This is a genomic window from Salinarimonas soli, from assembly GCF_008386575.1.
Lineage (GTDB): Bacteria > Pseudomonadota > Alphaproteobacteria > Rhizobiales > Beijerinckiaceae > Salinarimonas_A > Salinarimonas_A soli.
Map to the genome: position 1 here is coordinate 196,054 of NZ_VUOA01000040.1, position 22,834 is coordinate 218,887.

Consider the following 22,834-nt stretch of genomic DNA (forward strand, 5'->3'; position numbering starts at 1 on the left):
TCCGAGCGGCTGAGATCGCATGGTCCTTTGGGCGGGCTTGAGAAATGCCGTCGCGCCGGACTTTTGACGATATCCAGGGCAAACCTATCCGCTTCCCGGCCGCACGCCAAGCGCTTTTTCGGGGCGCCCCGCTCAAATGGGATGGGTGTGGCCCGTTTGCCAGGGTGGTTCGCGGTTTTCGGCTAACGAAACGTCAAGGCGCGGGGGATCCCGCCGAGATCGGCCCGGGTCTCGTCGAGGCGCAGGCCGCGGGCGAAGGCCAGGGCTCCCACGTCGTCCGCCTGCCCGATCCCGATCTCCAGCACCAGGGCGCCGCCGGGAGCGAGCAGGCGCGGCGCGTCGGCGAGGATCGCCCGATAGGCGTCGAGCCCGTCGGCGCCGCCGTCGAGCGCCGCCCGCGGATCGTGCTCGCGCACCTCGCGCGCCAGCCCCGCGAGATCGGGGGCCGGGATGTAGGGCGGGTTGGAGATCACGAGGTCGAAGCGGCCCGAGAGCGCCCCCGCCCAGTCGCCGACGATCAGGGCCGCGCGATCGCCGACGCCGTTTCGCACCGCGTTGCGGCGCGCCGTCATGGCGGCCCCGGGCGAGCGGTCGAGGCCGATGCCGAAGGCCTCGGGCCGCTCGTGCAGGACGGCGACGAGAAGGCAGCCCGTGCCCGTCCCGAGATCGAGCACCCGCGCGGGGGCGTCGCGCCGGGGCAGGGCCCTGAGCGCCGCCTCGACCGCCGTCTCGCTGTCGGGGCGGGGCACCAGGGTGTCGGGGGAGAGCCAGAAGGTCAGGCCCCAGAACTCCCGCTCGCCCAGGATGCGCCAGACGGGCTCGCCGGCGAGCCTGCGCCGGGCATGGGCGAGGATGCGCTCGGCGCCCGCCTCGCCCACGGGCCGCTCGGGCCGGATCGCGAGCTCGGTGGCGTCGATCGCCGATGCGTCGAGGAGCAGGATGCGGGCGTCGAGGGCGGGCTCGGCGATCCCCGCCGCCGCGAAGGCCGACCGCACCCGGCTCAAGGCTTCGGCCCGGGCGAGCTCCGCCGTGACGTCGGGCGGCGCGGCGCCCGTCACCCCTGGTCCTGCGCGGCGAGCAGCTCCGCCTGATGCTCGGCGGTCAGCGCGTCGACGACCTCGTCGAGGGCAAGGCCGCTCAGGACCTCCTCCAGCCGGTACAGGGTGAGGTTGATGCGGTGGTCCGTGACGCGGCCTTGCGGGAAGTTGTAGGTGCGGATGCGCTCGGAGCGGTCCCCCGAGCCCACCTGGGAGCGCCGCTCGGCGGCGCGGGCCGCGTCCTTGGCGGTGCGCTCGGCGTCGTAGAGGCGGGCGCGCAGCAGGGCCAGGGCCCGGGCGCGGTTCTTGTGCTGCGAGCGCTCCTCCTGGACGAAGACCACGGTGCCGGTCGGGATGTGGGTGATGCGGATCGCCGACTCGGTCTTGTTGACGTGCTGGCCGCCCGCGCCCTGCGCCCGCATCGTGTCGATCTTCAGGTCGGCCTCGTTGATCTGGACGTCGACGTCCTCGGCCTCGGGCAGGACCGCGACGGTCGCGGCGGAGGTGTGGATGCGCCCCGATCCTTCGGTGGCCGGCACGCGCTGGACCCGGTGGACGCCGCTCTCGAACTTGAGCCGCGCGAACACGCCCCGTCCCTTGATCTCGGCCACGATCTCCTTGTAGCCGCCCACCGTGCCCTCGCTCTCCGACATGATCTCGACGCGCCAGCCCTTCAGCTCGGCGTAGCGCGCGTACATGCGGAAGAGATCGCCCGCGAAGAGGGAGGCCTCGTCCCCGCCCGTGCCGGCCCGGACCTCGAGGATCGCGCTCTTCTCGTCGGCGGCGTCCCGGGGGATGAGCATGAGGCGCAGGCCCGCGGCGGCCCCCGCGAGCCGCTCCTCGGCCTCGGGCCGCTCGTCGGCGACAAGCGCGCGCATCTCGGCGTCGGTGGCGGGGTCGGCGAGCAGGGCGTCGAGACCCGCGAGCTCGTCGGCCGCGGCGCGATAGGCCTGGATCGCCGCGACCACCGGATCGAGCTCGGCGAGCTCACGGGAGAGGGCCACGTAGGTGTCGGCGTCGGGGCCGGCGGAGAGCTGGGCCGTGGCGACGGCGTGGCGCGCCAGGATCGCGTCGAGACGCTCGGGCGGAGGGGCGGTGGTCATGGGGGGCTAGACGGGGATGTCGTGGCGGGCGGCGAAGGCGGCGAGGACCGGGCGGAGCGTGGCGTCGTCGCCCTTGAGGTCGAGGGCGCTCGTCACGGCCTTCGCGACCGCGCCGGCATCGAGCGCCAGCAGCATGGCCTTCACCGGGCCGATGGAGGCGGGCGACATGGAGAAGCGGCGAAAGCCCAGCGCGATGAGGGCCATGGCGTCGAGGGGGCGCCCGCCGATCTCGCCGCATACCGTGACGGGGCAGCCTGCGGCCTCGGCGTGCCGCGCCACCACCCGAAGGGCGCGCAGGGCCGGCACGCTCAAGGAATCGAAGCGGTGCGCCACCTGCCGGTTCTCTCGGTCGGCCGCGAAGAGGAACTGCATGAGGTCGTTGGAGCCCACCGACAGGAAGTCGGCGGCCCGGGCGATCTCGTCGATCTGGAACAGGAGCGAGGGCACCTCGACCATGACGCCGAGCTCGATCTGCGTCGGCAGGGCGTGGCCATGGCGCTCCAGATAGGCCCGCTCGCGCTCGGCGAGCGCCTTGGCGCGGGCGAACTCGTCCACGGTCGCCACCATGGGGAACATGACCTTGAGCCGCCGCCCGGCCGCGGCCTTGAGGAGCGCGCGGATCTGGCTGCGCAGCAGGCCCGGCCGGTCGAGGCCGATGCGGATCGCCCGCCAGCCCAGCGCCGGGTTCTCCTCCTCCACGGCCCGCATGTAGGGCAGGATCTTGTCGCCGCCGATGTCGAGGGTGCGGAAGGTGACCGAGGCGCCGCCCGCCGCGTCGAGCACCGTGCGATAGAGCTTCTGCTGCTCGGCCGTCGAGGGCATGCGCTCGGCGACCATGAACTGGATCTCGGTGCGAAACAGCCCGATGCCCTCGGCTCCCGTCTCGTGGAGATGCGACAGGTCGACGAGGAGGCCCGCATTGAGCTGGAGCTCGATCGCGACCCCGTCGCGGGTGACGCTCGGCACCTCGCGCAGGCGCCGGTACTGCTCCTGGCGCCGGGCCCGCACCCGGGCCTTCTCGCCGTAAGCCGCCTCCACGTCGGGCTTCGGGCGCACCTGCACCTCGCCCGCGACCCCGTCCACGATGATGGCGTCGCCCGCCTCGACGAGGGTGGTGATGGTCTCGACCTCGCCCACGGCCGGGATGCCGAGCGCCCGCGCCACGATGGCAATGTGGCTCGTCGGCCCGCCCTCCTCCAGGACGAGGCCGCGCAGCTGCGAGCGGTCGTAGTCGAGGAGGGCTGCGGGGCCCATGGCGCGGGCGACGAGGATGGCGTTGTCGGGCAGCGCCTCGCGCCGGGCCACGAGATCCTGGCCCGAGAGCCGCCGCAGCAGGCGGTTGGCGAGGTCGTCGAGGTCGTGCAGGCGGTCGCGCAGGTAAGGGTCCGTCTGGCGCAGCATCCGGGCCCGGTTGTCGGACTGGACGCGCTCCACCGCCGCCTCGGCGGTGAGCCCCGAGAGCACCGCCTCGCGCATGCGCCGCAGCCAGCCCTGGTCGTGGGCGAACATGCGGAAGGTCTCCAGCACCTCCCGGTGCTCGCCGCCATGGACCACGTCGCCCCGGTCGATCAACTCGTCGATGGAGGCCCGCACCTCGGCGATGGCCGTCTCCAGGCGGCGGATCTCGTGGTCGACGTTCTCGGCGATGAGGTTCTTCACCACCACGCGGGGCTCGTGCAGCACCACGTGGCCTAAGCCCACCCCTTCGGCGAGCATCACGCCCTTGAGGGAGAGCGGGCGCTTCACAGCGATGTCGGCGCCCGGCGTCGCGATGGCCTGGAGCTCGCCCGAGGCGATCATCTCGGCCACCACCATGGCGGTGGTCTGGAGCGCCTCGATCTCCTCCTCGTTATAGCCGCGCCGCGCGCGGTTCTGAACGACGAGCACGCCGAGCGTGTCGCCCGCCCGCAGGATCGGGACGCCTAAGAAGCCGTGATAGATCTCCTCGCCCGTCTCGGGCTTGTAGGAGAAGGCCGGGTGGCTTTGCGCGTCGGCGAGCGCGAGAGGCGTCGCCTCCTTGGCGATGAGGCCCACCAGGCCTTCGCCCGCCCGCATGGTGGTGAGGTGCACCGCCTCGCGGTTGAGGCCTTCCGTGGCGTAGAGCTCCAGCGTGCCGTCCGCCCGCATCACGTAGACGGAGCACACCTCCGCCACCATGTTGCCGGCGATCAGCACGACGATGCGGTCGAGACGCGCCTGCGCGTTCACCGGCTCCGCCATGATCTCGCGGAGGCGGCGCAGGAGAACGCGCGGACCGCCGAGAGCACCACGCATGGGCAGGGGACGCTCCTTCGCCGGCCGGAAGGGGCCGATCCTCAGCAATGAACTAGCGGGCCCCGTCGTGCAGCACGGCGGCGCTCGTGGGAGGGCTATAGCGAGTGGGGGGGCGGGACGGCAAGGGCGGAGTGGGGGGTGGGGTGCGCAGGGCGATGTGATGGAGCGCGGTTGATACGTGCCAATCGGGTCGGCGGGGCCGAGCGGCGGCGTTGTGCCGCGCCGACCCGTCGTTCCTCGCCGTCATGAGAGGGAACGGGACGACGGTACTCCGGTATTCAGCCGCTCAGGATGTCCCGGCGGTTGTGGCTGCAGGACAGCGATGGGCACAAAGCCGCCCCCGCGGTCCCGCATTGATTTCCGCAGGCTCGTTGTCGGAGATAGGCCTATGGCGCCGTCAAGCGCCTCGAGCAGACCAACTGCCCTTTCGAGTAGCCCTTCAGATCGATTTTAGAACCGGACTTCGCGACCAACCGGCCCTGGACGGTGCCGGAAGCGACGTCCAGGGACAACATCGGCCGACCGTCGATAAAGAAGTCCACATAATCGACCTTCTCTGTTGCGACGTCGACCTGCAGCTTGCCGTCGACCCGGCTCGTGTTCACGCGGAATGTGTAAGCTGGCTTGCCAGCCATCAGGCGGGCGGCGTGCGCGACGAGATCAACATTATCGCTTAGAATGTCGTTTCGGGTGAGGTCGTGGGTTTCATCCGGGGTCACGCCGAGATCCTCAAGCTCGGTGCCGGCTTCCGGCCCGACGCGGATCGTCCGACGAATGGCGACACGCAGGTCGGCCTCCTTCGGAAGGGGCTCAAGGGGCGCGGACAGTCCCGCATCGGCGAAGAATTGATTGATGATACTGAGCGTCCAGACATTCGCTCCGCCCGCCCCAGTATTTGGATCGACGCCCAGAATTTTTCCAATGTCGTGGTCACGAAAGCCGGCCGCGAAGATGTCGGTCGTGCTGTAGCAACGCGCATCGGTGATCAGGACGACGGGACCGTGATATCGCTGGCCGATGTCGTTGCATCGTACCACCGGCGTGAGGGGGAAAGCCGCCGAGAAGGAAGCTCCCGTCTCCAAAGCGCGTTCGAGTGACGGCGCCCAATCTTTGAATGCTGCGGCGTTCCTACATAATTCAAGGCATGCCGGCGTATAGATAAACTGAAAACGGGTCGGCTCGATCGTTTTGGGCGTCATGAGCTGCAGCAGCCGCTCCCCGGCCCAGATCAGCCCGCCCCCGTTGCCTCTCACGTCGATGATCAAGCCATCCTGCGGCATCTCCGGCAGTTCGATAAGGCGACGGAACTCGTCCACGAACGGCCGGTCGTCGCTCACGTTGAACGTGAAGATGCGCACATATCCGTATTTCCGACCGTTGATCTCAACGACCCTCGCCTTGAAGATGTCGGGCAACAACGAATCCGTGCCTGCCACGATGGGCGTGCTTTGGAGCGAGCCGCCGGCGGCGCTCGCGGCCTGGGCGGTCGCGATGTCTCGCTTGGCCTTGACGGCCTGCTGGGCGAACAGCATCTTGTTGATGCGCTGGAACGTGTCACCCTCCAGGTCGAGACCGAATGCCGCCGCAACCTCGACGGACAACTCCGGCGTTGCAGCATCTGTCTCGGCGGGCAGACCACTGATCGTCCAGTCGATCCGCGTTTCCAGGCTGTCGCCTGCGAGGCTCTTGTATCCTATCGTGACCCATTCCTCATCTGGAGGCGGGGCGATGTTCATAGCCCGCTTCGTCAGGCCCGCGACGCCGCGTGAGTGCCGGGCTGCTGGATTACTCCCGGCATGCCGGGAGGCGGCAATCTCCACGGCACGTTCTATGGGGATCCCGTTCCAGTAGAGTATCTCGACGCCTCTGACGAAGGTCGGGTGATTGAAGCCCGGCGCGAGATCTGCGACGATGTAGGCACGCTCACCATTCTCTATGCAAGCCTCAACCCTGAACGGTACGTATGCAACCATCTTAGCAAAGTGAATCGGTAGAATGTAATTTGTATGTAAATCACGTAATGCCATGAAAATGTCTGTCATTTCATGATGAAACGCTATCTCGCTCGGAGTTTGATTTATGCGGCGCCGGAGAAGTCGGAGGCGTTGAAGCGGGTCGACAGCATGCATCGCCCGTTTCATCGGAAGGTGAACATAAAACTTTTCGATGAGATTTATCGCTTGGCTGACAATGATTTCCATTTCTGGTTTCGTCAGCTTATCAATTGCGGACAGGAAGCCGTTGATGCCTTTGCCTGTCAACAGCGCGGCTTTCACACTGTCATCGGCGGCCGCCACGATATCGCTCAACCGCCCGCCGCCGTCATATTTCGGCTCGTCAGTCATGGATGTCCTCCCATCTTCTGGTACGGCTTCAAGCTGTCGAACGCGATCCGAACGTAGAGCCCTCGGCCGTCAACCACCCAGCAATCCGATCCGCCGGCATGGACCATCAGCACAACCGGCGTGCCGACTTCGAACACGCCGCCGAAGGGCTTAGCCGAGTCGGCCGTGCCCTCGCCGTAGTCGAAGGGCACGGTCCGGATTAGCTCGTGCGTGAACTGATTGGGCGGGGGCACGAGCATGTTCCCCGCCGCTACCAAAGACGTCTCCGGAAGGACCTGCGCTTCCGGCCGCTTGAAGCCGTCGACCATTCGCCCGGTCCTTCCGTTCTGGACGCCACGAGCGTTCCCTGGCGGACCGGGCGCCCTGGGATCATCAGCCGCCGGATGCAGGGCTGCTTGCCAGATGCAGCGGCATCGGCCTGTGCTGCTCTCCGTCGCTCGCGAAACGTCGCCGCCGACGAGCGGGCATGCACGTCGCGGATGGACGCCTTATGCTAGGCTGTCGTCCGGCAGGATTTGCGCGACGTTGGTGATGACGATGCCTTTGGTCGCCATAGGCGCCCCACCGAGCACGCCGGCCTCGGCCATCTCGACATGGGTGGGGAGGGCGTAAGGCTCGGCTGCCCCGGGATCGACCACGTAGCCGAGATCGGCAAGGCTCTGGATCGTCATGCGGCTGAGCGGATTGCCGGGGCCATTGACGAACCCCGTCATGAGTTCGTTGCCGAACACCGAATCCCGCCAGTGCCCCCCCGCGGTTCCCGGGCCCCCCTTGTTCTCGACCGGCACCGGCGTTGGGGTTGGCAGTCCGCGAAGCTGGCTGTAGGCATCCATCGCATGCGGGCCGATGAACACAGGGTTGGACGTACCAAGGTCCCTGACAACGTTCTTGCGCGTCCAGATCGTCCCGATTCCGATGACATGGCCCATCTCGTGAGCGATCACGTCGTCGAGACGTCCGTCCGCCTCCATTGCCGCGAGGTCTGCGGTATCGAAGGTCATCTCGCCCTTCGCTGGAAGGAAGGCGGCGGAGCCGGCGCTGGCCGGACGCAAACGCGTCGGCCCCGCCTGCCCGAGGATTAGGCCCGGGCCGTCGATGGGAGCGCCTTGGGCAAGGATGAGCAGGTCATCAATCGTCTCGCCATCGACGTTGACGCTCGGCAGATCGCCCACGATCGCCCGCGTCCATCGGTCCGCCGCTCCCCGGAATGCGGCTTTCTGCCGATCGGTCAGGCCGCCAAGAAAGCGAACCACAATCGTGTAGGCTGTCGCAGCTTGTGCGGCCCCGCTTGCCGCGTCTACGGCCGAGGATCCACCTCGGGCGACGTATTCCTCGATGACGGCCATGATCGTCTCTCCGTCTGTCCACCGCGCTGTGCAAGCACCGACGCGAACCGCCTGACGTCATCACCTATCGCGAGTAATTTCCAATCGTGATTCGTGATTGAAATGGTCGAAACGATCAATAACGCTACTAGATGCATCTGGGCGCCCGGGCGCTGCCGAGGCCCGCGCAGCAGGGCGGCAGGGCTCTCCACATCGAACAGGACCCCGATGCACGAGGGGCGCGCGGAGTGCGCCCGGTTCCGACGACGGCGTGACCCTCCGCCTGCCTCTGCTCACCTCCTTGAGCGCCAAAGACACGCGTCCCCCGCGTTGGCGCAGTCCCGTCACGCCCGATCCAACCCATACAGCGAGTGCAGCGTCCTCACCGCGAGCTCGGTGTAGGCGGACTCGATGAGCACCGAGAACTTGATCTCGGAGGTGGTGATGGCGCGGATGTTGATGCCCTTCTCGGCGAGCGCCTTGAAGGCGCGGGCCGCGACGCCGGCGTGCGAGCGCATGCCCACCCCGATGGCCGAGACCTTCACCACGTCGGTGGCGCCCTGGAGCGCCCCGTAGCCGATGTCGCCGCGGTTGCGCTCCAGGATGGTGCGGGCGCGCTCGAACTCGGCGGAGGGCACCGTGAAGGTGATGTCCGTGGTGACGCTGTCGTCGGACACGACCTGGATGATCATGTCGACGTTGATGTTGGCCTCGGCCAGCGGCATGAAGATCAGGGCGGCGACGCCCGGCTTGTCCGAGACGTTGCGCAGCGTGATCTGGGCCTCGTCCTTCGAATAGGCGATGCCGGTGACGATCTGCTGTTCCACGATGTCTTCCTCGTCGCAGATGAGGGTGCCGGGATTGGGGCTTTCGGGGTCGTCGAAGGAGGAGCGCACGTAAGTGGGCACGCCGTGCACCATGGCGAGCTCGACCGAGCGCACCTGGAGCACCTTGGCGCCCAAGCTGGCCATCTCGAGCATCTCCTCGAAGGCGACGCGGTCGAGGCGGCGCGCCTTGGTGACGATGCGCGGATCCGTGGTGTAGACGCCGTCCACGTCCGTGTAGATGTCGCAGCGTTCTGCCTTGAGGGCGGCGGCGAGCGCCACGGCGGAGGTGTCCGAGCCGCCCCGCCCCAGCGTCGCGACACGGCCCGTCGGCGCGTGCACGCCCTGGAAGCCCGACACCACCGCCACCGCCCGGCGCTCCTCGAAGTCCTTGAGAATTGCGGTGCCGTCGATGTCCACGATGCGGGCGTTGCCGTGGGCCTCCGACGCCTGGATCGGGATCTGCCAGCCCTGCCAGGAGCGGGCTGGGATGCCGATCTCCTGGAGCGCGAGGGCGAGGAGCCCCGAGGTCACCTGCTCGCCCGAGGCCACGACCACGTCGTACTCGGCCTGGTCGTAGAGGGGCGCGGCCTCCTTGCACCAGCCGACGAGCTCGTTCGTCTTGCCCGCCATGGCCGAGACCACGACGGCGACGTCGAAGCCCGCGTCGACCTCGCGCTTCACATGGCGCGCGACGTTCCTGATGCGCTCGACATTGGCGACGGACGTGCCGCCGAACTTCATCACCAGACGGGGCATTCAGCGACCCAGGGCAGGGAGGATGACGCCCGCGATCGGGACGGGCGGGCGCATCCATGGCGAGGGGGCGGCGGATTGTCAACGCGACGAACGGCGATGGGGACGGCGGCGACGAATCTGTGGAGCATGGCGCAGGGTCCGGCACCAGACGGGCCGCCCGTGTGTTAGACCACCGGAAGAAGGCGGGGAGCAGAGGCCGGGATGCAGGTGGGAATCGAGATCGGGACGGGGCCGGGCGGCGCGCCGGCCCTCGTCGATCTGGAGGAGCTGCTCGCGACCCGCCTCCTGGTGCAGGGGAACTCGGGCTCGGGCAAGTCGCACCTCCTGCGCCGACTCCTGGAGCAGAGCGCGCCGCACGTCCAGCAGGCGATCGTCGACCCGGAAGGCGACTTCGTCACGCTCGCCGACCGCTTCGGCCACGTGGTGGTGGACGCGGAGCGCTCAGGGTCCGACCTCCAGCGCATCGCCGCGCGCATGCGCCAGCACCGGGTCTCGGTGGTGCTCAACCTCGAGGGCCTCGACGCCGAGCAGCAGATGCACGCGGCCGCGGCTTTCTTAGGGGGCATGTTCGAGTCCGAGCGCGACCATTGGTACCCGATGCTCGTGGTGGTGGACGAGGCGCAGCTCTTCGCGCCCGCCGCCGCGGGCGAGGTATCGGACGAGGCGCGGAAGGCCTCGCTCGGCGCCATGACGAACCTCATGTGCCGCGGGCGCAAGCGGGGGCTTGCCGGCGTGATCGCGACGCAGCGCCTCGCCAAGCTCGCCAAGAACGTGGCGGCCGAGGCCTCGAACTTCCTCATGGGCCGCACCTTCCTCGACATCGACATGGCCCGCGCCGCCGACCTGCTCGGCATGGACCGGCGCCAGGCCGAGACGTTCCGCGATCTGGCGCGCGGGCACTTCGTGGCGCTGGGGCCTGCCCTGTCGAAGCGCCCCGTCCCGGTCACGATCGGCCGCGTGGAAACCTCCGCCCGGTCGTCGAGCCCCCGCCTGATGCCCCTGCCCGAGCAGCCCGTGGAGGCGGCCCGCGACCTCATCTTCGCCCCGGGCGAGCCCGAGCCTCTCCGGCCCACTCCCGCGCGCCGCCCCACGCCCGCGCCGCCCGCCACGGTCGACGTGCTGGCGCAGCTCGCCCGCCATCGCCCCGCGCCGGCCGCCGAGGCCCCGCCCGAGATGCCGCAGCAGGAGCGCGACGCCGCGATCGACGCCGTCATGGCGGACGTCCTGGCCGATCCGGACGCGGCGTTCCGCTCCATCGCCGTGCTCTACCAGGACTTCATCGTGCGCTGCCGCATGCGGCGCCTGGGGGAAGCCCTCGACCTCGCGGCCTTCCGCCGGCGCCTCGCGGTGGCGCGCGCGGGCGTCGGCGCCGAGCGGGCGGCGGAGCCCGAATGGGAGCGGGCGGCCGCCGTCGCGGCGGGGCTCGCCGAGGAGCTCCAGGGCGTGTTCCTGCTGCTGGCCCGGGCCGCGCAGGAGGGGGCGCCCTGTCCCTCGGACGACGACATCGCGCGAGCCTGCGGCTCGCGCTCGCCGGGCCGCGCCCGCCGCCTCGTCGCCTACATGGAAAGCCGCGGCATCCTCGTGTGCCGGACGGATTTTCGCGGCAACCGGGTCATCGCGCTCACCGAGCTCGGCTGGGAGACGGCGCCCGGCGACCCCGCCCGGGCCGCGCCGCCGCCAGACGCGCCCCCGGACCTCTTCGCCGCCGAGTGAGCCGACGTCCGCTCCCTCCAGCCACGCTTTTCGGGACGTGACACGGGAGCCACAGGCCCCGCGAAATCCGGTCCGGATCCTCCCGCGAAGGGCCCGCCCGGTGGCGCGCTGCGGACGAACCCGGATACCCTGCGGGCCGACGTTCGGGATACCTGTGCGCGCATGGGCTGATGCGTGCATCTCAAGTTCATTTTCACCGATGGATTGCTAGACTGGCGGGAGTCGGACCGTGCCGTTCGATGCGGCGGCGGATCCCGCGGGGAATTTCGGGGGCAAAAGCGTGTCGAGGCGTATCACCAACCAGGCGCAGAGCGAGCTCCTCGGCGCCCTGAAGCGTTGCCGCGGAGCGTTCATCGCGGTCGCCGTCATGAGCGGCCTTCTCAACGTGCTGGCGCTCACCGGCTCGTTCTACATGCTCGAGATCTACGACCGCGTGCTGCCGAGCCGCAGCCTGCCGACCCTCGTGGGCTTCTCGATCGTGGCCCTGATGCTGTTCGGGTCGCAGGGCCTCCTCGATGTCATCCGGGCCCGCATCCTCGTGCGCGTCGGCAACCATCTCGACGAGGCGCTCGGGCGCCGCGCCTTCGAGGTGCTGGTCCGCCTTCCCTTGCGGGGCAAGCGGCCCGGCGAGTCGCAGCAGCCCGTGCGCGAGCTCGACCAGGTGCGAGGCTTCCTGTCGGGGCTCGGGCCCACCGCCCTGTTCGACCTGCCCTGGATGCCGCTCTATCTGCTCATCTGCTTCGGGTTCCATTTCTGGATCGGGGTCACGGCGCTCGGGGGCGCGATCCTCCTGGTCTCCCTCACCCTCGCGACCGAGTTCCTGACCCGCAAGCCCGCCGAGGCCGCCACGGTCGCGGCCGTCCAGCGCCACACCATGGCCGAGGGCGCGCGGCGCAACGCGGAGGTGGTGCAGGCCATGGGCATGGCCCCGCGGCTCGCCGCCGCCTGGTCGAACGCCAACGACGAGCACCGCCTGAGCCAGCAGCGCGCCGCGGACGTGGCGGGCGGCCTGGGGGCCATCTCCAAGATCCTGCGCATGGTGCTGCAGTCGGGCGTGCTCGGCGTCGCGGCCTATCTCGTGATCCAGGGGCAGGCCTCCGCCGGCATGATGATCGCGAGCTCCATCCTGGTCTCGCGGGCGCTCGCGCCCGTGGAGCTCGCCATCGCCCACTGGAAGGGCTTCATCGGCGCCCGCACCAGCTGGGCCCAGCTCAACCGCCTGCTCCAGGGCGCGCCGCGGGGCCAGCGACCCATGGCCCTGCCCCGGCCCACCGCCTCGGTGTCGGTGGAGGGGGTGGCCTGCGTGCCCCCCGACAGCAACCGCATCGTCGTGCACGAGGCCACCTTCGCCCTGAAAGCCGGCAGCGCGCTCGGCGTGATCGGGCCGAGCGGCTCGGGCAAGTCGTCCCTCGCCCGCGTCCTCGTCGGGGTGTGGGAGCCCGCCCGCGGGCGGGTGCGCCTCGACGGCGCCGCCCTCGAGCAATGGGATCCCGTGGCCCTCGGCCCCCATATCGGCTACCTGCCCCAGAGCGTGGAGCTGTTCGCCGGCACGGTGGCGCAGAACATCGCGCGCTTCGATCCCGAGGCCGAGCCCGAAGCCATCATCGCGGCGGCCAAGGCCGCCAACGTGCACGACCTGATCTTGCGCCTGCCCGAGGGTTACGAGACCCCCATCGGCGAGAACGGCAGCGCGCTCTCGGCCGGCCAGCGCCAGCGCGTGGCGCTGGCCCGGGCGCTTTACGGCGACCCCTTCTTCGTGGTGCTCGACGAGCCGAACTCAAACCTCGACAGCGAGGGCGAGCAGGCCCTCACCCAGGCGATCCTCAGCGTGCGGGCCCGCGGCGGCACCGTGGTGGTGATCGCCCACCGCCCGAGCGCGCTCGCTGGCGTCGATCTCGTCATGCTCATGAACGAGGGCAGGGTCCAGGCCTTCGGCCCCCGCGACGAGGTGCTGACCCAGACTCTCAAGCGTCCCCAGGCCATGCCCGCGGCACCCGGCGCGCCGCAGCCGCAGCCGCAACGGGTCGCGGGCGTGGCCGGCGCCGCGAGCGGCGCGGCCCTCAAGATCGTCCACGACGGCACGGAGCCGCAGGCATGACCGCCCCGACGCAAGCCCAGCGCTCCATCCGCCGCCACATCCTGGCGGGCACGACGATCTTCGGGGCCGTGGTCTTCGGCCTCGGCGGCTGGGCCGCGACCGCGCAGCTCTCGGGCGCCGTGATCGCGCCGGGGGTCGTGGTGGTGGACTCCAACGTCAAGAAGGTCCAGCACCCCACGGGCGGCATCGTGGCCGAGCTCCTCGTGCGCGAGGGCCAGCTCGTGCGGGAGGGCGAGGTGCTCGTGCGCCTCGACGAGACCGTCACCCGCGCCAACCTCGCCGTGGTGCGAAAGAGCATCGACGAGCTCGTCGCCCGCCAGGCGCGCCTCGAGGCCGAGCGGGACGGGGCGGGCGCGATCACCTTCCCGTCCGATCTCCTGGAGCGCGCCGCCAACCCGGACGTGGGCCGCGCCATGCGCGGCGAGCAATCCCTCTTCGACCTGCGCAGCGCCAGCCGCGCGGGCCAGAAATCCCAGCTGCGCGAGCGCGTCGGGCAGCTTCGCGACGAGATCGACGGCATGGACACCCAGATCCAGGCCCGGCAGCGCGAGAACGTCCTCATCGCCACCGAGATCGAGGGCGTGCGCGATCTCCACCGCAAGAACCTCGTGACCCTCCAGCGCGTCACGGCTATCGAGCGCGACGCGGTGCGCACCGAGGGCGAGCTGGGGCGCCTGGCCGCCGCCCGCGCCCAGGCCAAGGGCAAGATCACGGAAACCGAGCTGCAGATCCTCCAGGTCGACCAGGAGCTGCGCTCGGAGGTGGCCAAGGAGCTGCGCGACATCCAGTCCAAGATGGTCGAGCTCGTGGAGCGCCAGGTCACGGCCGAGGACCAATTGAAGCGCATCGACGTCCGATCGCCGCAGACCGGCCGCGTCCACCAGCTCGCCGTCCACACGGTGGGCGGCGTGGTCTCGCCGGGCGAGCCGATGATGCTCGTGGTGCCCAAGAGCGACGAGCTCACCGTCGAGGCGCGCGTCGCCCCCCAGGACATCGACCAGATCCGTCCCGGGCAATCGGCCGTGCTGCGGCTCTCCGCCTTCAACCAGCGCACGACGCCGGAGATATACGGCGAGGTCACGCGCATCTCGGCCGACGTCAGCACGGACCAGCGCACGGGCATGAGTCATTACACGATCCGCATCAGCCTGCCCGCCTCGGAGCTGGCCAAGATCAAGGATCTCACCCTGACCCCCGGCATGCCCGTGGAATCCTTCGTGCGCACGGCGGACCGCACCGCTCTCAACTACTTCACGAAGCCCCTGATGGATCAGGTCAACCGCGCCTTCCGCGAGGAATAGGCGCGGCGGGGCCGGTCGAAACGGCCCCGTTTCGCCGTCCGGCCGCGCTGCGTGCGCCCGCGCACGCCGGAACCGGCTCTGGCCCGTCCAGAACCCAGACGTGACAGCCTGCGGCGGCGATGGCCAGCCGCGGGCGCTCTGGGGGATGACCTGCCATGCCGTCGAAGACCGCCCTCGCGCTCGCAAGCCTCTGCGTGCTCGGCCTCGCCACGCCTGCCCTTGCGCAGACCGACCGCGAGGCGACATCGATCATCCGCTCGCTCGCTCCCGTGAGCCCGCCGCTTGCCGCCCCCATGGGCGGGGCCTCGGCCGCCGCGCCCGTGCGGGCCGCGCCTCCCGCCCGGCGTCCCCGCGTGGTGATCGCGCAAGACCGCGGCGCGCGGGTGCAGGTCACGGTGGACGCCTCCCGCACCCGTGATTTCGCGATCCGCTTCGCCACCGACAGCGCCGAGATCGGCGAGTATGCGGCGGACCAGCTCGCGGGGCTCGGCGCTGCCCTGCGCTCGCCCGAGCTCAGCCCCTATCGCTTCCTCGTCGCGGGCCACACGGACGCGCGCGGCGACTTCGACCACAACATGGACCTCTCGTTGCGCCGCGCCTTCGCGGTGCGCGACCATCTCGTGGCCTTCTACGGCATTCCCGCCGACCGCCTGCTGGTGTCGGGCTACGGCTCGACGGCGCTCCGGGTGCCGGGCGATCCCGCCTCGGGCCTGAACCGGCGCGTCGAGGTGGCCCTCGTGGTCACCGTCGCGGGCTATTGACCTCTCCAGATCGGATTCACGCCGCCATGCGCTCCCTCCGCTTCCTCGCCCTTCCCCTCCTCGCCCTCGGCTGCGCCCTCGCGGGCCCCGTCGAGGCGCAGACCGCCGTCAAGCGGGTCAACATCCTCGTGATGTCGGACGACACCGACACCGACGCCGTGCCGCGCTTCAACCGCATCTTCAACCGGGTCCAGGCCCGGATGATGGAGACCCTCAACCTCAAGGGCTACCAGGTCTACGACGAGACCGCGAGCGGGCTCGAGGTGGCGGCGACGAACCGGGTGCGCCGCTCGGAAGCCGAGCTGATCGAGGTCGCCCGCGCCGTGCGCGTGCCCATCGACGCCGCGGTGGTCTACCGGATCTACGCCTCGTCGCGCAAAAGCCCCTCGGGCGCGATCTCGCGGCCGGAGGTGCGGGTCGAGGCGCGCGTGCTCAACGTCCGCTCGGGCCAGTTCGTCACCGCCTTCGAAGCGGGCGGCTACCAGCTGCCGCCGCTGCCCGTGAACTGCGACCGCGAATGCCTCCTGGAGCGCGTCGGCGCCGAGGCGGACCTCATCTCGGCCGATGTGGCGAGCGGCGTCGTCGAGCGCCTCACCGCCTTCATCGGCATCCCGGCCCCGGGGGCGCCCCCGGCCATGGCCGTGGCGGCGCCCGGTGGCGGCGTGCCGATGTCCGCCTCCGGCGAGGCCTGCCCGCCCGTCCTGCCCACCGCCTACCAGATCCGCCTGCGCGACTTCCAGCCCGAGGAGGTGAGCCAGGTGGAGGAGCTTCTCGTGCGCTTCGCCTGCTACGAGAGCCACCGCCCCACCCGGGTCGGCGGCTCCGTCGCCGACTACTGGTACGAGACCCGGTCCGACCAGGCTCGCCTGATGCGCAACCTGCGCCAGATGCTCGACTTCATGGGCGTGCGCGGCAACATCACCATGGGCGACAACAGCGGCGCGGTGGACATCCGCAAGACCGTCACGCGCTGAGGCGCCGGCCACGACGGGGCGGAGCCCGAACGGGGCCCCGCCCGTCCCGTGTATCTGCGGCGCCGCCCGGCGCCCTCCCCAGGAGTACCCGCGATGCCCTCGCGTCGTCGCTTGACCGCCCTCGTCGCCTTCCTTCTCGCCTGCACGCCGCTCGCGGCCCAGCCGTTCGCCGCCGACCCCGCCACCGCCGAGATCATCGGCCTGCTCGGCGACGGCGCCGCCGAGCGGGCGGGCGCTCCGCCCCGGGGCCGCGTCATGGCGCGGGCCCTGCGCGAGGTGGACGTCACGGCCGACCGGGTCACCACGCGCTACCAGGTCGATTTCCTGCGCGCGGTGAGCTTTCCCGTGTTCTTCGGCGGGGAGGGCAGGGCGCTCTCCGACGAGTCCCGCGCCCAGCTTCGTGCGCTCGGCCGGGCGCTGAGCGCGCCCGAGCTCGCGGGCGAGCGCTTCCTCGTCGCGGGCCACGCCGACACGGGCGCCTCCGAGAGCCGCAACCTGGAGCTCTCCTACGAGCGGGCGCGGGCCGTGCGCGACTATCTGGTCGAGGCCTTCCGCATCGATCCGCGACGTCTCGTCGTGGCGGGCTGGGGCTCGGCGCGCCCCGTCGAGGGCCAGCCGCCGCGCTCGGGGAGCCATCGCCGGATCGAGGTCGCCCTGGTGCTGCGCACGCTCGGCTCGCAGCCCGCCGCCCGTTTCGTGCGCCGCGGCGCCTCGGCCCTCGACGACCTGCCCATCGCCACGATCGATCCCGTAGGCGATCCGCGCGCCTTCGAGGCGGGCCTCAGGGTGCTCGCGGTCCGCCCGGCGCCCGAGGGTTGCGTGCAGCCCACCCACGACCTCGACGACTTCCAGCCCGGCGGCCCGATCGTCGGCTGCATCCCCGTCCGGCCCCGGCGCTGACGCGGCGGGGTCACGCTTCCAGGAACGCCCCATGCGCCGCGCCGCCCGCCTCCTCCTCGCCGCCCTCGCCATCGCCCTCGCCGGCCCGGCGCTCGCGCAGGCGCCGATCCGCGTCAACGTGCTGGCGCTCGGCAGCGACGGCGAGCCCACCAGCGTCCCCCGGGGCCACCGGCTCTATGCCCGCATCGTGGCCCAGCTCAACGAGGCCCTGAGCGAGCGCCGCTTCCGCCTCTACGACGAGACCGCCGTCACGGCCTCCTTCGTGGACCCGGCGGGCGGGCGGCGCACGGACGCTGCCCTCGTCGACATCGCCCGCGCGGTGAGCGAGCCGCCCCTCGACGTGGTGATGATCTTCACCATCCACGCCTCCGCCCGGCGCTCCTCCGTGACGGGCCTGCTCCAGCCGCAGATGCGCATCGCCGGCCGCATGCTCGGGGTGCGCGACGGACGGGTGCTCGCGGCCTTTTCCGCCGGGGCCGACCAGCGCCTGCCGGGGATCCCCGGCGGCTGCGATCCCGACTGCCTCCTCGAGCGCCTGGGCGACCAGGCCCGGCCCATCGTGCGCGAGCTCGCCGGAACGCTCTCCGTCCGGCTCGAGGATCTGGTCGCGCCGCGTCCCGCGCCTCCGGCTCCCGCGGCGGCCGCCGAGTGCGGCGCGCCCGCGACCGTCATGATCGAGCTGCGCGGCTTCGAGCCCGCCGAGATCGAGCGGCTGGAGCCTTTCTTTGGCGCCTTTCGCTGCTACGACCGGCACCGGCGCATGGCCCTGCCCGACGGCGCTGGCGCGATCTGGTACGAGGCCCGCACCACCCCCGAGCGCGTCGCCGCCGACGTGGCCCAAGCGCTGGGCTTTCTCGGGCTCGCCGCGGCGCCCGCGCAAATCTCGGACGGAACCGTTGCCGTTGTGAGAAATCGCACACCGTGAGGGGCCGCGTTCCGGTAGCGATTGTGTCGGAAAGCTGGCCACCCGGGGGCCTCGCGACGGCAGCGTGGCCGCCGCTTCCGGCCGGCGACACCCGTGATCCGAAAACCAACGACAAGGGGACGACATGCCTTACCTGAACACGATCCGCCGCGGCGCCCTCATGCTCGCGGCCGCCACCGCCCTCTCGGCCTGCACCACGGCCACGGGCCAGCCCTCGGCGGTGCCCGCCGCGGCCGGCACGGGCGTGCTCGCCGGGGGGCTGCTCGGCGCGGCCATCACGGGCGACGCGCGCGGCGCGGCGGTGGGCGCGCTCATCGGCGGCGCGGCGGGCCTCGCCATCGGCGCGGCGATCGATCAGGCCAACATGGAAGCCGCCCTGCGCAACCAGGCCGTCTCCCGCGTCGACAACGACGGCACCCAGATCACGAGCCGCCCCGTGCGCACCTATCGCCGCGGCAAGGACGAGATCCGCGTCGTGCGCGCCACCGCCCGCAAGCCCTCGGGCGAGACCACCACGACCACTAAGGAATACCGCCTGGTGCGCGACACCAGCGGCCAGGTCGCCTCGGCCGAGGTGCTCTGATCCCCGGCCGTCCCGTCCCCGCCCGGGACGGGACCCCTCCGGCGCCGATGGTGAGGACCATGCGCAAGACCCTGTTCCGAACCGCGCTCGCCGCGGCCCTCCTCGTCGGCGGCGCTCCCGCCGCCCTGGCCCAGACCGGCACGTGGTACGAGGCCCTCGACCCGATCGGGTCGGGGGTGCGGGAATTGTGGCGCCGCGTCTCCGACAAGGCGGCGGACGGCCGGGGCTGCCGGCTGCCTCAGGGCGCCGTGCGGGTCTACTCGCGCGGCCTCGACGAGCGCACCAGCGCCATCGCGGGCGACGACCGGGTGGTGTTCAACAACCTCATCGAGGAGAACGTGGCCCGCCTGCCGGGCGTGCGGCTCCTCAGCCTCGGCGAATTGGGCCAGGTGCTCCAGGTCGCCGAGGAATCGGGGCGCTCCCTCGACGTCCAGGGCATCGTGCGCGAGCGCCTGGAGAGCGTCGACGTCCAAATCTTCGCCACCGTCACCAACCGGGGGCTCGACTACCAGCTCGACCTGCGGGCCGTGATCGGCGCCTTCGAGTGCACGGAAGCCGTGGGCATCCAGATCCCGCCCCACATGATCCCGCGCCAGTTCTATCCGCCCGAGCGCCTGTTCACGATGGCGGCGGGCGACCTGCTGCGCCGCGACGCGGACGGGCTGCATGCAAGCCGCCCAGGCGAGGTGCGGGTTCTCCTGCGCCGCGCCGAGATCGGCGGGCGCGAGGCGGATCCGGCCATGGCGAGCCGCATCGAGCGCTTCCTGCGCACGGGGCTTCGCGACGCCGACCAGGAGACGGGCAACGTGGCGCGCCGCGACTTCGTGGTCGCCCGCTACGTGCCCGACGCCGCGCCCTCCGAGGACGCCTGGATCGCCGACGTGAAGCTCCTGCCCCTGCGCGAGGGGCTGCGCCTGGAGATCGACCTCACCCGTCCCGGCGGCCAGGCGATCAACCGCGAGGGCCTCGTCGACGACACCCGCCTGGCGCTCAGCCCCGAGGACCTCTCGGCCGCCCGCAGCACCCGCACGGGAGCGGGCTTCAGCGCGGCGCTCGAGCTCGCCGTGGACCTGCGCCCGCGCCAGCTCCACGACCGGGTCGGCGGCACGGAGGCCCGCAAGTCCTACGCCTTCCGCCTCGACGCCCCGAAGGTCGTCGAGATCGACGTGACCGAGCGCTCGGCGGAGGGCTTGCGCTACGTGCTGCGCCGGGTGCCCGGCCAGACGGTGAAGGCCTTCTTCAACCCGCCGCAGCGCCCCCTCCTGTCGCGCTACCGCCTGGAGCCCGGCACCTACGTGGTGGACGTCGAGAGCCCGACCCGCTCAGGGATCGACTTCTCGCTCCAGATGCGGGCCGGTGCCGAGCCCCTCGATCCGCTCCCGCCCGGGCGCCCCTTGCGCTCCTTCGGCGACTGGATCGTGGGCGTGGTGGGCGAGGGCCCGCTTCGCGAGTGCTACGCCATGACCGTGGCGCAGGACCAGTCCCCCGCCGGTTGGCGGGCGCAGCGCCCCGTGCTGCAGTTCATCGTGACCCCCCGCGGCGCCGCCGTGCGCCACCTCTTCGACCGCGCCGCCGACTATCGTCCCGGCCGGGCGACCGCCGAGATCATGGAGCCGTCGGGCCGGGTCACCGAGCTGCCGCTCAGCTTCCATGACGGGCGGCTCGCCACCGTGGAGGCCTGCCCCGACGGGCGCGGCATGTGCATGGTCAACGAGACCGTGCGGGCGCTCACCTTCGGCTCCCGCCTCGCGGTGCTCGGCACCACGCCTGGCGGCAAGCCCGCGGCGGTGTCCTATTCCCTGCGCGGCTACCAGTCGGCCATCGCCGCCATGGCGGCGGCCTGCGAGAACCGCGAGATCGCGGGGCTCCTGGTGTGGGGCCCGCAGCGGACCTCGGCCCGCACCGGCTACGCGCGCTAGCGCCGCCGTCCCGCTCCGCCAGCGCCCCGAGGCCCCATGTTCGTTCCCATCGACGAGAGGATCCGCACCGAGCTCGCGAGCGTGGCGGCCGGCCGCAACCTGTCGCGGAGCGAGGCCGGATGGCTCGCCCGGGCGCTCACGGGCGCCGTCCGCCCGAACCGGGACGCACCGCTCCTCGATCTCGCGCGCGGCCTCGCGGTCCTCGGGCGCCTCGACGGCGCGGGCGACCAGCGGGCGCTCGTGGCGCGGGTCTTCGATCCCGCGCTCGCCCGGCCCGCGGCCCTGGCTGCCCTCCTCGATCAGGCGCCGCCCGGCGCGCTCGCCCGGGACGGGCGGGGCGTGATCCTCCCCGGCTGGGACCGGCCGCTCGCCCTCACGGTCCTGGCGCGGTCGCTGGGGCTCGCCGAGATCGTGGCCCTCGTGGACGGATCGAGCCTCCTGCCGGACCTCGTCTCGGCCCTGCGGCAGGTCACGGACGATTCCAGCGTCCCTGCGGTCGAGGATGCCGGCCGGGCGCTGGCCCGTGCCCTGCATGCCTGGCGCATGCGCTGCCTGCCTTTCGCCGCGGTCGAGCGCGGCCTGCGGCGTCTTGCGACGCTCGGGGCCGAGCCCGGCGCCCTCGACGACGCGGCGATCCTCGACCTGTTCTGCGCCGAGATCCGGGCGGGCGAGCGCCCCGTCTTCCACAGCCTCGTGCGCCTCGTCGCCACCCTGGAGCGCGCCCGCCGCCACGGCCTCGACCTGCACCGCCTGAGCCAGGCGATGCCCCTCGACGCCGCGCCCGAGGTCGAGGCAGCGCTTGCCGACATCGCGGGCGGGGACGAGGCCTCCCTCGAGGAGCGCCTGGGCCGGGTGCCGGCGCGGCCCAAATGCCTCACGGGCGTCGAGCGGCGCCACCTTGAGGCGGTGGTCGCGCTTGATCCGCTCCACCGCACCCGTCCGCTCACCGCCCTGCGGGCGCTTGCCTTCGAGCCGGTGCAGTCGGGCATCCTCAACCGGCAGCGCCGGGGCTCGGGCGGCGCCGGGGTCGCGGCGCGCACGGCCTGCGCGGAGGCCCGCCCCTATCCGGACCTCACGGCGGCCACCGCTGCGCTCCACGGCCACCTGCGCGACCTCCTGCGCATCGCCCTGGCCCTGCGTGTCGAGGGCTGCGGCGCCGCGCCCGACGATCCCCGGGCGGGGGCCGCCGTGCAGGAGGGGCGGCGCGCCCTGAAGGCCATGCGCCGCGAGGGCTTCGACGCCCGGCCGGACGATCTGCGGGCCGCCTTCGAGGGCATGGACGAGTGCCTTGCGGATCTCGCGGGCGCGCTCGACGACGCGCTCGCCCGCATCGCCGCCCTCGACGAGGCGGCGCCGCTCGAATCCCGCTTCGAGGCCGACCGGACCGTGTTCGCCGGCCTGTTCGCGCAACTCTACGCCGACCCCAGCGTCCAGGAGGCTCCCCATGGCATCCCTTGAGCCCCGCACCGTGACCCCCCGCGATATCGCGGCCGCCCATCTGGCCCGCACCCTCGCCGAGGACGCCCACGCGGTCGATCCCGACCGCGAGGCGGTCCTTGGCCTCCATGAGCTGATCGCGCACGCCGACCGCGTGCCGGGGGGCCCCGTGTCGCTGCGGCTGGAGCGGGCGTTCCGGACGGATCCGGCGGTCCAGGCGCGCTACCGGCGGGTGCTGGCGGCGCTCGGCGTCGGCCATTCGCCTGCCGCGCTCGCCGCCTCCACCGGGCCGACGCTCACCCGCGAGGTCGGGCCCTACAGCCTGTCCCTGCACGAGGACGGCGCGGGCACGAGCGCGGCGCTCCTCATCGCCGGCCCCATGAGCCCGCGCCCGCCCCGCGCCATCGAGGTGCATCTGTCCGGCGAGGAGGTGCGGGTGGCCCTGCCCGACCCGATCGGCACTCGCATCGCCATCCTCCTCGACCCCGCCCGCCCCGACACGGGCGCCCTCGACCGGCTGCTCCGGCGCCCGGCCGCCGAGATCTTCCTGGTCTGA

The 22,834-nt window shown here is 71.6% G+C and carries 18 protein-coding genes; 11 read left to right on the plus strand and 7 right to left on the minus strand.

Annotation, left to right across the window (positions count from 1 at the left end; genetic code table 11):
* Window positions 1-182: 182 nt before the first annotated feature.
* From prmC to F0L46_RS22285, 7 genes are all read right to left on the minus strand, one after another.
* Complete coding sequence (gene prmC / locus F0L46_RS22255; RefSeq protein WP_188312088.1) at window positions 183-1,058, minus strand: peptide chain release factor N(5)-glutamine methyltransferase; 876 nt, start codon at window positions 1,056-1,058, stop codon at window positions 183-185.
* Entirely contained in the window at window positions 1,055-2,140 is a 1,086-nt protein-coding gene (prfA, locus tag F0L46_RS22260; RefSeq protein ID WP_149821709.1) for a peptide chain release factor 1, read from the minus strand. The genes prmC and prfA overlap by 4 nt, the downstream gene beginning before the upstream one ends.
* A 6-nt stretch (window positions 2,141-2,146) precedes the next feature.
* The gene (gene ptsP / locus F0L46_RS22265; RefSeq protein WP_149821711.1) at window positions 2,147-4,414 is read right to left on the minus strand and encodes a phosphoenolpyruvate--protein phosphotransferase; all 2,268 of its coding nucleotides are present in this window, start codon (window positions 4,412-4,414) and stop codon (window positions 2,147-2,149) included.
* 386 nt (window positions 4,415-4,800) lie between these two features.
* Window positions 4,801-6,759, minus strand: a complete 1,959-nt coding sequence (locus F0L46_RS22270) for a S41 family peptidase (protein WP_149821713.1) — start codon at window positions 6,757-6,759, stop codon at window positions 4,801-4,803.
* Window positions 6,756-7,067 (minus strand): hypothetical protein, encoded by a 312-nt coding sequence (locus F0L46_RS22275; RefSeq protein ID WP_149821715.1) that lies wholly within the window; start codon window positions 7,065-7,067, stop codon window positions 6,756-6,758. Before F0L46_RS22275 ends, F0L46_RS22270 begins: the two co-directional genes overlap by 4 nt.
* 180 nt (window positions 7,068-7,247) lie before the next feature.
* Window positions 7,248-8,105 (minus strand): leishmanolysin-related zinc metalloendopeptidase, encoded by an 858-nt coding sequence (locus F0L46_RS22280; protein WP_149821717.1) that lies wholly within the window; start codon window positions 8,103-8,105, stop codon window positions 7,248-7,250.
* Window positions 8,106-8,428: 323 nt separating this feature from the next.
* Window positions 8,429-9,667 carry an aspartate kinase gene (locus tag F0L46_RS22285; protein WP_149821719.1) on the minus strand — a complete coding sequence of 413 codons (1,239 nt, stop codon included), beginning with the start codon at window positions 9,665-9,667 and terminating at the stop codon, window positions 8,429-8,431.
* A 201-nt stretch (window positions 9,668-9,868) separates the two neighbouring features.
* Here F0L46_RS22285 and F0L46_RS22290 point away from each other — a divergent pair, with 201 nt between their 5' ends.
* From F0L46_RS22290 to F0L46_RS22340, 11 genes are all read left to right on the plus strand, one after another.
* On the plus strand, window positions 9,869-11,380 hold the full coding sequence (locus F0L46_RS22290; RefSeq protein ID WP_149821721.1) for an ATP-binding protein: 1,512 nt from the start codon (window positions 9,869-9,871) through the stop codon (window positions 11,378-11,380).
* A 280-nt stretch (window positions 11,381-11,660) separates the two neighbouring features.
* Window positions 11,661-13,478: a type I secretion system permease/ATPase gene (locus tag F0L46_RS22295; protein ID WP_240540106.1), complete on the plus strand. Its 1,818-nt coding sequence runs from the start codon at window positions 11,661-11,663 to the stop codon at window positions 13,476-13,478.
* Complete coding sequence (locus F0L46_RS22300; RefSeq protein ID WP_149821724.1) at window positions 13,475-14,779, plus strand: HlyD family type I secretion periplasmic adaptor subunit; 1,305 nt, start codon at window positions 13,475-13,477, stop codon at window positions 14,777-14,779. Before F0L46_RS22295 ends, F0L46_RS22300 begins: the two co-directional genes overlap by 4 nt.
* A gap of 155 nt (window positions 14,780-14,934) precedes the next feature.
* The gene (locus tag F0L46_RS22305) at window positions 14,935-15,540 is read left to right on the plus strand and encodes an OmpA family protein (protein ID WP_149821726.1); all 606 of its coding nucleotides are present in this window, start codon (window positions 14,935-14,937) and stop codon (window positions 15,538-15,540) included.
* A gap of 26 nt (window positions 15,541-15,566) precedes the next feature.
* Complete coding sequence (locus tag F0L46_RS22310; protein ID WP_149821728.1) at window positions 15,567-16,514, plus strand: hypothetical protein; 948 nt, start codon at window positions 15,567-15,569, stop codon at window positions 16,512-16,514.
* Window positions 16,515-16,607: 93 nt separating this feature from the next.
* On the plus strand, window positions 16,608-17,414 hold the full coding sequence (locus F0L46_RS22315; RefSeq protein ID WP_149821730.1) for an OmpA family protein: 807 nt from the start codon (window positions 16,608-16,610) through the stop codon (window positions 17,412-17,414).
* Window positions 17,415-17,445: 31 nt separating this feature from the next.
* Complete coding sequence (locus F0L46_RS22320; RefSeq protein WP_149821732.1) at window positions 17,446-18,339, plus strand: hypothetical protein; 894 nt, start codon at window positions 17,446-17,448, stop codon at window positions 18,337-18,339.
* Between the two features lie 124 nt (window positions 18,340-18,463).
* The gene (locus tag F0L46_RS22325; RefSeq protein WP_149821734.1) at window positions 18,464-18,922 is read left to right on the plus strand and encodes a glycine zipper domain-containing protein; all 459 of its coding nucleotides are present in this window, start codon (window positions 18,464-18,466) and stop codon (window positions 18,920-18,922) included.
* Window positions 18,923-18,981: 59 nt separating this feature from the next.
* On the plus strand, window positions 18,982-20,841 hold the full coding sequence (locus tag F0L46_RS22330) for a hypothetical protein (protein ID WP_149821736.1): 1,860 nt from the start codon (window positions 18,982-18,984) through the stop codon (window positions 20,839-20,841).
* A gap of 36 nt (window positions 20,842-20,877) precedes the next feature.
* Window positions 20,878-22,299: a hypothetical protein gene (locus tag F0L46_RS22335; protein ID WP_149821738.1), complete on the plus strand. Its 1,422-nt coding sequence runs from the start codon at window positions 20,878-20,880 to the stop codon at window positions 22,297-22,299.
* The gene (locus F0L46_RS22340) at window positions 22,286-22,834 is read left to right on the plus strand and encodes a hypothetical protein (RefSeq protein WP_149821740.1); all 549 of its coding nucleotides are present in this window, start codon (window positions 22,286-22,288) and stop codon (window positions 22,832-22,834) included. Before F0L46_RS22335 ends, F0L46_RS22340 begins: the two co-directional genes overlap by 14 nt.